Raw genomic sequence first — 13,427 nt, forward strand, 5'->3', positions numbered from 1 at the left:
GCCATTTATTCTCCTCTGATGAAATTGGCTAAAGATGACATCCGTGGCGAGCAAATAAAAACTGTTATCCCTGAAGAAAATAGTAAACTTGGGGAGAGTGAAGTAGAACAATCGAAATCTTTTAATATTACATCAACTGAACCGATGCCTACGGCAGTAAACTACGCAGCCGTTGAAAGTTCAAAAATTGAAACTCAACCATTGCTAATACCTGATAATCAACCATTACTTCAGGAGAACGAAGTAGAACAATCGAAATCTTTTGATATTACATCTACCGAACCGATGCCTACGGCGGTAAACTACGCAGCCGTTGAAAGTTCAAAAATTGAAACTCAACCATTGCTAATACCTGATAATCAACCATTACTTCAGGAGAACGAAGTAGAACAATCGAAATCTTTTGATATTACATCTACCGAACCGATGCCTACGGCGGTAAACTACGCAGCCGTTGAAAGTTCAAAAATTGAAACTCAACCATTGCTAATACCTGATAATCAACCATTACTTCAGGAGAACGAAGTAGAACAATCGAAATCTTTTGATATTACATCTACCGAACCTATCGCAGGATTTGAAAGTTCAAAAATTGAAACTCAACCATTGCTAATACCTGATAATCAACCCTTACCTCAATGGCAGCCAATTGATGGTAAATTCTCTGCATTTTTGGAGCAATTACCTAAATACTTAGGTAGCTTTTCCACTGAATACCAGATGCCAATTATTTGTTTTGCTACAATTATTACAGCGACTGTTGCAGTTAAGATAATTATAGCTGTCTTAGATGTAATAAATGAAATTCCCCAGTTAAATCTAGCTTTCGAGTTGACTGGAATTGGTTACTTAATCTGGTTTGTTTTCCGATATCTATTTAAAGCTTCTACTCGGCAAGAATTAGCTGCACAAATTAGTTTTATCCAAAAAGAAATTGTCGAGGGACAAGATTCATAAGCTATTATGCCTCCACATTTGCTTTCTTTCATCGTGAAAGAAAGCACAAGGCAAACAAACACATTCCCCGCACTATGCAAGAAGTTGCTTGGATTTTGAGAGCAAATATCTATGTTGCGTAGGCGTAGCCCGTCGTAGAGATTGCGATCGCTTCTCTACGAGAGGCTACGCTTAGGGCGTAGCTATGCCGCAGGCTTTACGAGATGCTCCGCGTAGCTTGCTTTCTAGTAGGGGTACGCTCGCTGTAGACATCGCAAAAGCACCACAGTCGCATCAGTGAGAGGTTAAGATAATCTTACTTTTGTCAATTAGAAATTATGCTGAAAATTTGGACAAAGCATAGGTGTTAAGTTAACTATTGTACTGAACTGATCGGTCAAGAATGAATGATGCGTATCCAGATTACGCGATCGCCTCCTCAAAAATTGTGTTTCCAACCCTACTTTTCAGTCATATTTTGAGTACTATTGCTTATTGACAAATGGGATACGACCTTAACCTCTCACGAATGCCACAGTCGTAGGTCGTAGTTACTCCTGAAGTCTTGTCATGTGCGTAATCTCATCAACATAAAAAACTTTTTACTTAAAGTTTTGATAAAGTCAGCGTTTAATTACGTAGTTGAATTGATTTTATCCAACCAAGTTGGTATAATAACCTCAATCGAAAACACAACTTAGTATAAAAAAATACGCAATTAATACTGTTGAATAATTCATAAAGTTTAAACGCTCAGATCGAGGACTGTTTAAGCATTAGTTAAGCTGTTCCACATTTTTTAAATCATATATGGTCGTGTTGGCTGTTGAATGTTAACTCTTGACTGTCAACTGTCAGCAGTCAACAAACCTCACGAGTGACTATGCAATAAATATGTGTTTTAGCTTACCAAAAATGAGAAAGTAATTTTTTCCTTACTTATGGGCGATTAAAAAATGATGAAAAAGTATTTGCTTGCCGCTTCGCTGACTGCATTAGTTGTCAATCTTACCTTTACAAAACAGACTTTAGCAGCCACACTGGCTGCACCTCCTGAGGTGACTTTATATGCTGCTGGTAGCTTGAGAGGTGGGCTTTCGGAAGTTGCTAGTGCTTTTACCCAGGAATATGGGATTTCTGTCAAAACAGAATTTGCCTCCTCTGGTTCATTGAAAGATCGGTTGTTAGCAGGGGAAAAGGCAGATGTCTTTGCCAGTGCGGATTTAGGTAATGCCCTTGCACTAAATCAAAATAACTTAAGTGGGGAAGTCGAAACGTTTGCCAGAAATCCTATCTATGCGATCGCTACACCTGAAGTGTCACTCACCACAGAAAATCTGCTTGATAAGTTTCTCGATACCGACGTTAAATTAGGTATTTCCAAACCTGTAAGCGATCCCTTGGGAGATTACGGGGTCGAAGTATTTCGCAAAGCTGAACAAATTCATCCAGGCAGCTTTGCCCAACTGAATGGTAAAGCCGTAATATTATCAGGAACATTGCCGCCAGAGAGGAATAGTCCGGGGGGCAGCATAGTCTACTATCTGCAAGATATCAACAAAGCAGACATCTATTTAGTCTATTACACCAGTGCTTTATCTGCCCAACAAATTTCACCAAGTTTACAGATAGTGGAATTGCCAGATAACTTAAAAACCCAAGCTGACTATGGTTTGACAGTACTTAAGGATGCGAATCCTGGAGGTTCAAAACTAGCTGATTATATCCTTTCACCAACTGGACAAAAAATACTAGCAAAATATGGATTTAATAGTCCGAAGTCAGTTCCCGAACCTCAGGGGGTTGGTGGAATTTTACTTGCTGTGAGTGTAGCTTTTGCCTTGCAGAGAAAGTTGATTGCTGCCAAACAGCAAAAAGTTCAAGTGAGCGATGAACGCCACAGTTAGAAAATCGAATAATCTGGTTAAGTTTGAAACAAGCTCTTAGTAAATCTAAAGAGATAATTTGTGTTAGAAACAAAGTTTTTTCAAAGACCATTAATGGTTATTCTGGGGTTAGCATTAGCTACTGTTTCTACCGCTCAACCCTCCAAAGCTGCTATCTTTACTTATCAGGGAGATACAACAAATGAACCGATTTGGCGGCGTGTAGCACCAGGGAATCCTCCCACTCTTATCAGTGGTGAAAAAGATGGGAATTTGGGAATGAGTGTACCTTACAGTGTATTATATTTTACGGTGGGTCAATCAGGTTTATATACTATAAATGGTGAATCTGAACCTACGCCACCTGCAAATAGAAAATGGGATATTTTCTTAGCTTTATATCAGGACAGTTTCAATCCTACTGAACAATTAACCAATGTTCTTATAGCAAATACTACTACTAATGGTAGTACTGTTAATTTCAACCGAGAACTCATTACAGGACAGAAATACTTTTTAGTTACTACCGGTCGTCGAGTGAATGATTTTGGCCGGTTTAGCAACACAATAAGTGGTTCGGGTCAAATTACACCAATTCCTGAATCAGATTCAATACCTACTGTGTTAGTCACGGGTGGTATAACTTTACTACTGTATAAGCGAAAAGTAGGTTTAAAAATATAGTATTTCTAAATCATTTGTAAGCATATCTCCAACTTCTGAAAAGGTTGGAGATATGCTTACAAAGGAGGTATGACTGCTATAGTTGTACTCATATAATCAGAATAATCTGTACTCTGCTAACTGCCTTTTGGATTGTTCGTTAACTACTTGTTTCCAGAGAGAGAATAGAGGCGATTAAGCACCTGCATCGAGATTGTGAAAAAAAGTGATCCTGAGAGCCAATCGGCACTGTAGTGCAGTCGATGCTACTGGAGTTACCATGTGCCAGGAATTATCTGAGCGCACAATCACAGCCGAAAACTGGTTCAGTGGTGCAATATCTTGGAAGACAGATTCTGGTTTTTCGTCCAAGAGAATTCGCAAACAACCACCCCAATCCATAGACCATTGTTCATTGAAAAATAGCAAGTGAGTCAGAGCTTTTGATGGTTCATCAGTATGAGGGCGATGACAGTGACCTAGATTGTATCGACGAAACCCAATCACCATTGCACAGTCTTTCAATTCCACCCCAGACATTTGTGTTAAGGCTTGGCGGTAAGCAGGTGTCCATAGTTCTTCTATCACTTGTCGCCAAATACTGCTGAGATTACCAAGATTAGAAGATAATCTTCCTTGTGCAATGCGATCGCGCCAACGAACTGACAACTCAGGGCTGGCACGATGGCTACGCCCGCCGCAGGCATCGCAAAATTTGTATATCAAAGCAATATCCTCGTTACTAGCAAGCATCTCACTCCAAAGATACCCATATCCTTCCCCTATTGATAAGCGAAACTGTTCCTGGGGAAAGCTGGCGGCAAGTTCCAAGCTAGCTGCTTTGGGCAACAAATTCTCTATCACAGCATAACGGTATGGAACTGATTGCATTGTTGTTATGATAAATGGCATCTAAATTTAGCATTCTCAATCTTCTTTAGATTATGTTTGTAATTTACACTATCTGTATGATTGCTAAATTCAAGCTTGATATTATAAGTCAATAGTTTCCAATCTCAGCATTTAACTAATTTTGGCGACTGAGGTATATATTCTTTATTAACAAAGTTATTTTGTTACCAACTATTTGGAACAATAGTAGTAATTATTACAATTCCTACAACTGAATGAGATTAGGTTGAGTGGGAATCTTGATTGAGCTATTTATTTGTCAGCCGATCATAAAACTAAAATGAGTGTTTTCTTTTCAGATGAGGCGATCGCTAGGTTAATTCAGGAAGATGTTCCTTACCTAGATTTGACAACCTACGGACTTGGCATTGGCAAGCAACCTGGTGAAATCGAGTTTTCTACCCGTCATCCGATGACCATTTGCGCTACTGAAGAAGCAGCCAGAGTATTAAAATATTGTGGTGCCGAAATTCATTATCAAGTCGAAAGTGGTACAGTCTGCCAAGAAAAGCAATTAATTCTTCAAGCTAGTGGCACTGCTCAAGCTTTGCACAGTGGCTGGAGAGTTGGTTTAAATTTGATGGAATACGCCTCCGGCATTGCTTCGCGTACAAGAGTATTAGTAGATACTGCTAAAACAGTAAATCAGTCAGTTTCTATTGTGACTACTCGTAAATGTTTTCCAGGTACTAGAGCGCTTTCTATCAAAGCAGTTCTAGCTGGCGGGGGTTTTTTTCATCGCTTAGGATTATCTGAAACAGTTCTGATCTTTAATCAACACCTGATATTCCTGGGAGGTATAGTTGGGCTAATTGAGCGCATGACTGAACTGCGACGACAGTTTCCAGAACAACGTATTTGCGTTGAAGTAGATACACCAGAAGATGCTTGGATGGCTGCTCAAGCAGGTGTAGATTTAATTCAGTTTGATAAAATTCCCCTACCAGACCTTGAGCCTCTAGTTTTGAAGTTAAAGCAGCAGTATCCAAACTTAAAACTAGCAGCGGCTGGTGGTATTACCTCTGAAAATATAAAGGATTATGCTAGCACTGGTGTAGATATTTTAGTGACAAGTTCACCGTACTTTGGTAAACCGTGCGATATTGCAGTCAAAATGACGATGGCACAATAGTGCATTTTTATATTTAGTTTGATACTTAAGATTGCAGTTGTTAAAACGCAGGAGCTGAATTAGAAAGAATAGTGTTTACGCAAGACTTAGAACGGAAATAGGGCAGGCGTTTTACGAAGCTCTTAAGTAGTTGATGAAATAGAGCGATAGACGGCTATATCGCTCTCTTCATCGCACTTGTGAACAGTTACCATTTCTTTGGTCTATTGGTTGCATAGACTACGAGTGTAGTAGCTGGATAGTTTTGCTGCAACTATAGTATCGGCACAACTACAACCCTTTTCCACAAATCAGGCAATTTTCCAATTTACAGGTGAGTCTCACTTTTAAACACTTTATTAGCTTGATAGTTACCTATTTATAAGGCAAATAATAACAGCAAGTTTCCATACAATATTAAGCTGAACTATTTTAAAAAGAAATAAAAATTAATTTTGTTAGTGTTTGATTACCAAATAATATGGTAATTTACTTGAAAAGTTGGTATTATCTTCAGTACATTACACAGATGTACTTATCGATTTTGAAAAACGTAAATCTCAGGGGAGGTTTGCGGATAACTTTGGCTTTTGATTCATTAGTTTTTAATAACTCATATTGAAAACTAGCAATTTTGTATTGTCTGGTAAGGAGTTGAGAGTTGAATGATTTGAAGGCTTTATTTTTTCTAACAAAATTTATCGTCAAATTGCTCAGTTTTGGCGATAAAAATACTAATTTTTGGTGAGCAAACATCTTTGAGCAAAACTATCTAATTTTTTCAATATTCAATAGTAAACGGAGAAATCTTTTATGCGTTTTACCCGCCAGATACCCATTGCGTCTTTAATACTATCGAGCCTGGTTTTATGGCAGCCTACTTTAGCTGACTCCAGGAGCCATCTTCCCTGGAATCGAGAAGAAAAAACACCTTCTGTCTGGGATAAAAATAAGTGTCTTGGAGGTTCTTCGCAAAGTTTTCGTTTGGGTGGAGAACTCAATAATCCAGCCACTTATAACTTGCAAAAACTGCAAAATTTACGAGATACTTTAAAAAAACAAAATCCAGCATTAGTTACTGAAATCACTGTGAGCTTTCAAACCGGCTCAGGGCCACGAACAGAAACATACTATGGAGTCCCCCTATGGGAATTGATTAATAATCCGAAAGCCGGAGGTGGCCTAAAACCTGGGAATTCTGGGGTGAATAGTAAAAACTCTTTTCTGAGGCAATATGTTCTAGTTGACGCCACAGATTGCTATGGTGCAGTCGTAGCTATTGGTGAAATTCAACCTAACTTTGAAGGCAAAACAGTGCTAGTTGCATTTGCAAAAAAAGGTAGTGATGGTAAAATCGTGCCTTTAACAGACGAAGGATTTGCTCGTTTAGTAGTTCCAGGTGACAAAGCTGGAGGTCGTTACGTTAGTAATGTGACAAATATCCTCATATTATCTGCTCCTCCTTCTCCTTTGAAACCAAAATATTTCTGAAAACCCGTCTGATTAAAGATGCCTACAACGGAGAGTTCATCTTCTAATACCAGTCTGATATCTAAGTTCTTCTGTAAGGCTGAAGATATCTCACTAAATGAGGAGAATCGAACAATCTCATAGTTGTTAGTATTAATCAGTTCAGAATTATCTGATAAATAGGGAGGATCAAAATATGGAAGTTAGCGCTCGTAATTCCTTAAAAGGAACTATTAAGAAAATTCACCCAGGAGCAGTCAACTCTGAGGTCATATTAGAAATTGTGCCTGGGGTGGAAGTAACTGCAATTATTACCAAGGAGTCGGTAGAGCATCTCCAACTTCAAGAGGGAAAACAGGCGATCGCTGTGATTAAAGCGTCGGATGTCATAATTGCTACAGAATAGCTGGAAATGAGTAGATAAGTTGTGGCGATCTGCTTATAGAGCGATCGCTACGATTATCCAACTATTTACGAATTTTCCGAGCAAGAACTGCTACCACACACCAGACATGAAGGATCGTGATAAGAATGTCGTTTGGCAAATTCCATTCGCATCAAGTCAATTGTCAGCAGTTGTGACAATAGGGGTTCACTAAACTTAGTAATCAGCTTTATTACCTCTAATGCACTAAGACAAGCTAGTGTCCCAGAAACAGCACCGAGAACCGAGAACCCACGCTGATTCCAATCTGGCTTTTCTGGGAACAAGCATGATAGACAAGGAGTGACACCAGGAATAATCGTCGTCAGGTAAGCTTCCATTCCGTCCATTGCAGCTTCCACCATTGGTTTTTGCCAGCGCACGCAAGCCTGATTGAGCAAGTTCCGCTCTGTGAAATTGTGAGCGCAATCAACAGCTATATCAGCAGATTGTACTAAAGAGTCTACATTCTCTTTTGTAACGTAATCATGAACTGCTTCCACCCGAATATCAGGATTAATAGCTTGCAGAGTTTCTCTGGCTTTGAATACCCTTGGCTTACCTACCCAATCATTTGTCATCAGAACCTGACGATTCATATCATCTAGCCGTAAGTCACCACCCCGAACTAGAATTAGCCGCCCAACACCTGCTACTGCCAAATATAGCGCTGATGTACCGCCTAATCCCCCTACACCTGTAACCAAAACCGTTGCGGACTTCAAGCGCTTTTGTGCTGTCTCTCCAAAATTGGGAAGCATCATTTGGCGGTGATAGCGTTCTAACTCACTGGGTGTTAAGTTCATCGCTTTTTAATTCTTTATCAGTCGTAAAATTTTCCACCTAGTTGGTAGCAAGTATTGTAGTTGTCTATACATTTTTCTGATTTAGTACCTGTAAAGTTGGTATTTATTCCAGGCACTATTAAGGGAGCTATGTGCAAATACACTGATGTCTACGACGGGCTATGCCTACGCGAATGTATTCCTGCTCCCTCTGCGGAGATGTCGTGATAGTCCTTTATTCAATCATCTCTGCTCTTTGACCAGCACCGATCCATTACTGCCAGTTTGCTCTTTGTCCTGGGTTGAATGCCCAATGAAATAAACCCTACAGCAAAACTGTGGGGTCTTTGAAGTATTATTGCTTTCTGGTAGGATATACAGAAATAGCTGATGCAGGAATCAGTACGGCATCTATAACTTCTGCCTTTGGGTTGAGATTTATCCCCCTTTACAGTGCGCCATACGACTTGGTGATTCTCAAAGAATACTTAGAACAATTACCAGTACAGCAGTTTATCAGTATCTGGGGACATCAGAAGCGTGCGATCGCAATCCTATGCAGACATTTGGTGATGTGGCTAATAGACTAAATAGCTTTGGTTTAGCTTATCTACAACATATTATTGATGGGACACTTATAGCAACAACTTACCTACGCGATCGCTTTACAGGGGACAATCAAACTGCCCCCCCTTAATAGAATCTCAACAATTACTTTAGCCTACGGCAATGATTACGTCTGATGATTTAACTATGGCGTGGACTTCTTTACCTTCAGTAAGTTTGAGATTTTCTGCTGATGATTTGGTAATAATTGCAGTCACCTGTACCCCTGGTGCTACTTCTATCGTTACTTCAGTATTTACAGAGCCAACGATGACGTTTTTTACAGTTCCTTTGAGAGCATTACGAGCGCTAACTTGCATTTTATGACTCCTACTGTTTTTTTTATTTACACGTAAGTAAATAATAACAAGTAATTAAATTAATCTGTATGGCTACGGTTAGAAAATATATGAATTTTTACTATCCATTAATACTGCTATTTTTGGTAAAAATGGCCCTGTAGGTAAACTCATGGAGCCTTTAGACTTCAGCATCGTTTTTACCTGGTATGGTGCAGCGATCGCACCTACAGTCGTCTCCTTCCCATTAATTTAATGTATAAAACTGCATTAGGAGCGGTTGTTCCTGTAAATAAATTATCAAAAAACGAAATATCTAAGCCAGAGCCATGTGCTTCTTCTATAACGGGTTTATTGTACGCGCTCGTAGTTAATTCAAGTGCTAGCTGGAACAATTTGTAGTTTATGACTTACTTGAGCCGGATGCGTTGCAAGGCGCAAGTCCGGTTCTGAGGGGGCGGGATTATAGCGATATAGTCCTGCTACCCGACCACAGTCCTGCCTAGTACAGCACGGTATAAATAAACCACCCATTCCAAATCAACGAAACGCTTACGACGTATTAATTTTGAATTTTGAATTTTGTTAGCGCAGCGTTAGCAAGTCCGCGTTCGCTTTTAGCGTCTCGTAGAGAGCGTCATTTTGAATTCCGCCTTGCGGTACTAGCTGTCATGCTATCAATCTTCTACAGAACTGATTGAACGGGTTGATTCATTTGAACAAGATTAATTCCAATCCGTTTGAAATTAGCGTAGGCGTAGCCCGCCGCAGGCATCGCTTCTGGGTGAAAAATCATCTTGAAGAAGATGAGGAAAAACTACGGGTTTCAACGTAGACGAGGTTTACTTCCTTTAATCAGAAATTCTCCCAGTTATGGCAAATTCCTGCTGCAATCCTCGAAACATGCGACGATCGCCAACTTCTGCGATGGGTACTAGACAAACTAGTAAATCCAGACGAATTTCTGGCTAAAGTGAAGTATCTTTACCAGCATCCAGAGGAAAGTAGCCGTGATCAAATTTTCCTCAAGTCTGGAAAGATTTTTGAGCGCTATTCTGCACCCGTGCGTAAACAGCTAGGGGCTTGTGATGAGATATCACCTTTAGAAGACTATTACGGTAGGATTTGGTATTATCGCGACATTACCGAATACAAGCAAGCAGAGGCAGAACTCAGAGCTTCAAAGCAAAGACTGGCATTGCTGATTGAACAAACACCCTTAGCCATTATTGAATGGAATACCAACTTTGAGATTCAGACATGGAATCGGGCAGCAGAAAGAATCTTTGGATACACCGCAGAGGAAATGCTGGGGAATCGTTTTGAAATTATAGTACCTGAAAACGCCAGAAAGCACGTAAATAAGATTATCACCGCCCTGTTAACACAACGTGGAGGAAGTTTTAGTATCAACGAGAACGTCACTAAAGATGGCAGAACGATGGTCTGTGAGTGGTATAACAACCCGTTAGTGGCTCCTGATGGTCAGTTAATTGGCGTTGCCTCAATGGTGTTAGATATCACAGAACGCAAACGAGCTGAAGAGGAACAGCAAAAATTTGTAGCGTTGATTGAAAACAGCAGCGACTTTATTGGCATTGCTTCAATGGAAGGGCAAGTTCTCTATGTAAACCCCGCCGGACTCAAGATGGTGGGACTTAGTAGCCTGGAAGCAGCCAAAACCAAATTCTTGGTTGATTTTTATTCACCAGAAGCTTTTGCAGAGTTTCAGCAACAAATTAATCCTTTGATATTTCAACATGGTTTCTGGCAAGGCGAGTTTCGCTATAAGCATTTTCAAACGGGCATAGAAATTCCCACTGATTGCAGCCTGTTTATGGTTAAACATCCTGAAACAGGAGAGCCTTTTTGTCGGGTAGCTGTTGTTAGAGACATCACAGAACGTAAACAAGCCAAGGAAGCCCTGTTAAAGTCGGAAGCCCAACTCAGACAACAAGCCCAAGAACTTAAAGTTGCACTCCGCGAACTTCAACACACCCAGACTCACTTAATTCAAAGTGAAAAGATGTCTAGCTTAGGTCAACTAGTCGCAGGAGTGGCACACGAAATCAACAACCCGGTCAATTTTATCTATGGCAACCTCACTCCTGCCAAGGAATACACCCAAGATTTACTTTCACTTTTGCAACTCTACCAAAGTCATTATCCTGAACCGGTGCTAGAAATTGAGGATTTTGCAGAACGAATCGAACTGGACTTTTTGAAATCAGATTTGCCACAAACAATCAACTCAATGAAAGTTGGGGCAGACCGCATTCGAGAGATTGTGCTTTCCCTGCGAACTTTTTCGCGCTTGGATGAAGCCGAAATGAAAGCTGTTGATATCCATGAGGGAATTGACAGTACTCTGATGATTTTGCAAAGCCGCCTCAAGGGTAATGACCAGCGCTTGACAATTGAAATAATCAAAGAATACGGTAAGCTACCGTTGGTTGAATGTTACGCAGGGCAGCTAAATCAAGTATTCATGAATATTTTGTCAAATGCGATCGATGCTTTGGAAGAGTCATTCATCATTTGTCCTATCCTTGGGGAAAACGCCCGAAGCATAGAGCAAAGAACTTCCCCGCAAATTTGCATTCGCACCCAACTACAGGAGCCAAATCAGGTAACAATTAGGATTACCGACAATGGATTGGGAATACCAGAAGATGTTAAAAAACAACTATTTGACCCCTTCTTTACCACCAAGCCTATCGGTCAAGGTACAGGGATGGGTCTTGCCATTAGCTACCAAATCATTACAGAAAGACATGGCGGTTCCTTAGAATGTATTTCGCAGCTAGGACAAGGCGCTGAGTTTGTGATTAAGATTCCCTTGATTCAGGATACATCAACATAATTCGTAATTGATAATACCCGCCTCTGGCGAGAAGCAAGCTACGTAATTCGTAATTTTAAAAGCTTTGCTTTATCCCGTGAGTAAAACAGGACTTAGGCAAAAAGGCAGTGAAAGCCTTGATTTACCGTAGGGGCAATTCATGAATTGCCCCTACATTTCGTACCTGATGCGTAAGTCCTATAAAAAAAAGTATTTCTGCTGCCAACAGCTACTTTCCCTCTAAAAGTAGTAATTACGAATTACGTTAGCGTAGCGTTAGCGAGTCCGCGTTCGCTTTTAGCGTCTCGTAGAGAGCGTCATTACGAATTACAAATTATCTAAATGCTTCCACTTCTTCAGGAACCTTCATTTGGTCGAGAATTCCCCAAATTTCCTGTAACATCGGCTCTAACCCGGTGCGAGTAACCGCTGAAATCACAAAAACCGGGGCGTAGGAGAGATGATTAAGTTGGGTGGCTAATGCCTCCAAATCGACAGTTTCGCGATCAACTGCATCAATTTTATTCAGCGCCAAGATTTGCGGACGTTCTGCTAAACCCCGTCCATAAGCTTGTAATTCTTCCTTAATTGTGTAGTAGTCTCTCACCACATCATCACTAGTAGCATCAATTAAGTGAAGTAGCACCCGCGTGCGCTCGATATGGCGCAAGAAATCATGTCCCAGCCCTGCCCCCTGAGCTGCTCCCTCAATTAGTCCGGGAATGTCGGCGAAAACAGTACCATCGCCAGTAGGTTTCCGCACTACACCCAAATTTGGGATGAGGGTAGTAAAAGGGTAATCTGCGATTTTTGGACGTGCAGCTGATAAAGATGAAATTAAAGTGGATTTACCAGCATTTGGTAAGCCAATAATCCCCACTTCTGCCAAAAGTTTTAACTCTAGACGCAGCTGCTTTATTTCCCCTGGTAATCCTGGGAGAGCATATTCTGGGGCGCGGTTACGGTTACTCAAGAAATGCTGATTTCCCAGTCCGCCTTTACCACCTTGGGCAATCAGCAAAGTCTGCTTAGGCTCAATTAAATCCCCTAGCAGTTCGCCAGTTTCAGCATCATAAATGGTTGTGCCGCAGGGAACTTCGATAATTAAATCCTTTCCTGCTGCCCCAGTGCAGTTATTTGGCCCGCCACGAGTACCCTTTTCTGCCTGAAAGCGATGGTTGTATCTGAAGTCCAACAAAGTTTGTAGGTTTTCTTCGGCAACAAAAAAGACCGAACCACCTCGTCCCCCATTACCACCAGAGGGGCCACCAGTCGGCACGTACTTCTCTCGCCGGAAAGCGACAATACCATCGCCGCCCTTACCAGCTTCAATTTCAATTTTTGATTGATCGATAAATTGCATCTTTCTACAGTCCTGTTAGCGGATAGCTAGGGTTTAACCCGTTCTGAATTATGAGTTGCGAGTTATGGGCGAGTTATAAATTATAAGTTTTAAAATCTTATTCCTCACTATTTACTTGTAACTCACACTC

At 40.7% G+C, this 13,427-nt stretch carries 11 protein-coding genes and 1 pseudogene; 8 read left to right on the top strand and 4 right to left on the bottom strand.

What is annotated here, in order from left to right:
- From HWQ40_RS26325 to HWQ40_RS26335, 3 genes are all read left to right on the top strand, one after another.
- Positions 1 to 957, top strand: a 957-nt coding sequence (locus HWQ40_RS26325; protein ID WP_292783872.1) for a CAAD domain-containing protein, incomplete at its 5' end; no start/stop codon positions are given.
- Positions 958 to 1,892: 935 nt separating this feature from the next.
- Positions 1,893 to 2,843, top strand: coding sequence for an extracellular solute-binding protein (locus tag HWQ40_RS26330; protein WP_292783875.1), 951 nt, complete (start codon positions 1,893 to 1,895; stop codon positions 2,841 to 2,843).
- 60 nt (positions 2,844 to 2,903) lie between these two features.
- Positions 2,904 to 3,506, top strand: coding sequence for a PEP-CTERM sorting domain-containing protein (locus tag HWQ40_RS26335; protein ID WP_292783878.1), 603 nt, complete (start codon positions 2,904 to 2,906; stop codon positions 3,504 to 3,506).
- Between the two features lie 174 nt (positions 3,507 to 3,680).
- Here HWQ40_RS26335 and HWQ40_RS26340 read toward each other — a convergent pair whose 3' ends face one another.
- Positions 3,681 to 4,397: a 2OG-Fe(II) oxygenase family protein gene (locus HWQ40_RS26340; RefSeq protein WP_292783880.1), complete on the bottom strand. Its 717-nt coding sequence runs from the start codon at positions 4,395 to 4,397 to the stop codon at positions 3,681 to 3,683.
- Between the two features lie 280 nt (positions 4,398 to 4,677).
- Between HWQ40_RS26340 and modD the strand changes: the two genes are divergently transcribed.
- The 3 genes from modD to HWQ40_RS26355 all read left to right on the top strand — a co-directional run bounded on the left by modD (position 4,678) and on the right by HWQ40_RS26355 (position 7,384).
- Positions 4,678 to 5,529: a ModD protein gene (gene modD / locus HWQ40_RS26345; protein ID WP_292783882.1), complete on the top strand. Its 852-nt coding sequence runs from the start codon at positions 4,678 to 4,680 to the stop codon at positions 5,527 to 5,529.
- Between the two features lie 792 nt (positions 5,530 to 6,321).
- Positions 6,322 to 6,999: a hypothetical protein gene (locus HWQ40_RS26350; protein ID WP_292783885.1), complete on the top strand. Its 678-nt coding sequence runs from the start codon at positions 6,322 to 6,324 to the stop codon at positions 6,997 to 6,999.
- Positions 7,000 to 7,174: 175 nt separating this feature from the next.
- Positions 7,175 to 7,384 (top strand): molybdopterin-binding protein, encoded by a 210-nt coding sequence (locus HWQ40_RS26355; RefSeq protein ID WP_094352220.1) that lies wholly within the window; start codon positions 7,175 to 7,177, stop codon positions 7,382 to 7,384.
- 65 nt (positions 7,385 to 7,449) lie between these two features.
- Here HWQ40_RS26355 and HWQ40_RS26360 read toward each other — a convergent pair whose 3' ends face one another.
- Positions 7,450 to 8,208: a HesA/MoeB/ThiF family protein gene (locus HWQ40_RS26360; protein ID WP_292783889.1), complete on the bottom strand. Its 759-nt coding sequence runs from the start codon at positions 8,206 to 8,208 to the stop codon at positions 7,450 to 7,452.
- A gap of 362 nt (positions 8,209 to 8,570) precedes the next feature.
- Between HWQ40_RS26360 and HWQ40_RS26365 the strand changes: the two are divergent.
- Positions 8,571 to 8,723, top strand: a pseudogene (locus HWQ40_RS26365) (substrate-binding domain-containing protein); the annotation flags it as partial.
- Between the two features lie 180 nt (positions 8,724 to 8,903).
- On the opposite strand, the gene HWQ40_RS26370 reads toward HWQ40_RS26365, so the two are convergent.
- Entirely contained in the window at positions 8,904 to 9,113 is a 210-nt protein-coding gene (locus HWQ40_RS26370; RefSeq protein ID WP_292783892.1) for a TOBE domain-containing protein, read from the bottom strand.
- Positions 9,114 to 10,065: 952 nt separating this feature from the next.
- Here HWQ40_RS26370 and HWQ40_RS26375 point away from each other — a divergent pair.
- Positions 10,066 to 11,955, top strand: coding sequence for a PAS domain S-box protein (locus HWQ40_RS26375; protein ID WP_292783894.1), 1,890 nt, complete (start codon positions 10,066 to 10,068; stop codon positions 11,953 to 11,955).
- Between the two features lie 313 nt (positions 11,956 to 12,268).
- Here HWQ40_RS26375 and obgE read toward each other — a convergent pair whose 3' ends face one another.
- Complete coding sequence (gene obgE, locus HWQ40_RS26380; RefSeq protein ID WP_292783897.1) at positions 12,269 to 13,297, bottom strand: GTPase ObgE; 1,029 nt, start codon at positions 13,295 to 13,297, stop codon at positions 12,269 to 12,271.
- Between the last annotated feature and the right edge of the window lie 130 nt (positions 13,298 to 13,427).

The organism is Nostoc sp. NMS9 (genome assembly GCF_017114995.1).
Taxonomy (GTDB): Bacteria; Cyanobacteriota; Cyanobacteriia; order Cyanobacteriales; family Nostocaceae; genus Nostoc.

Excerpts from the sequence above, each read along its gene's own strand:
- HWQ40_RS26330 (WP_292783875.1), top strand. The coding sequence starts at position 1,893 with ATGATGAAAAAGTATTTGCTTGCCGCTTCGCTGACTGCATTAGTTGTC.
- HWQ40_RS26340 (WP_292783880.1), bottom strand. The coding sequence starts at position 4,397 with ATGCCATTTATCATAACAACAATGCAATCAGTTCCATACCGTTATGCT.
- modD (WP_292783882.1), top strand. The coding sequence starts at position 4,678 with ATGAGTGTTTTCTTTTCAGATGAGGCGATCGCTAGGTTAATTCAGGAA.
- HWQ40_RS26350 (WP_292783885.1), top strand. The coding sequence starts at position 6,322 with ATGCGTTTTACCCGCCAGATACCCATTGCGTCTTTAATACTATCGAGC.
- HWQ40_RS26355 (WP_094352220.1), top strand. The coding sequence starts at position 7,175 with ATGGAAGTTAGCGCTCGTAATTCCTTAAAAGGAACTATTAAGAAAATT.
- HWQ40_RS26360 (WP_292783889.1), bottom strand. The coding sequence starts at position 8,208 with ATGAACTTAACACCCAGTGAGTTAGAACGCTATCACCGCCAAATGATG.
- HWQ40_RS26370 (WP_292783892.1), bottom strand. The coding sequence starts at position 9,113 with ATGCAAGTTAGCGCTCGTAATGCTCTCAAAGGAACTGTAAAAAACGTC.
- obgE (WP_292783897.1), bottom strand. The coding sequence starts at position 13,297 with ATGCAATTTATCGATCAATCAAAAATTGAAATTGAAGCTGGTAAGGGC.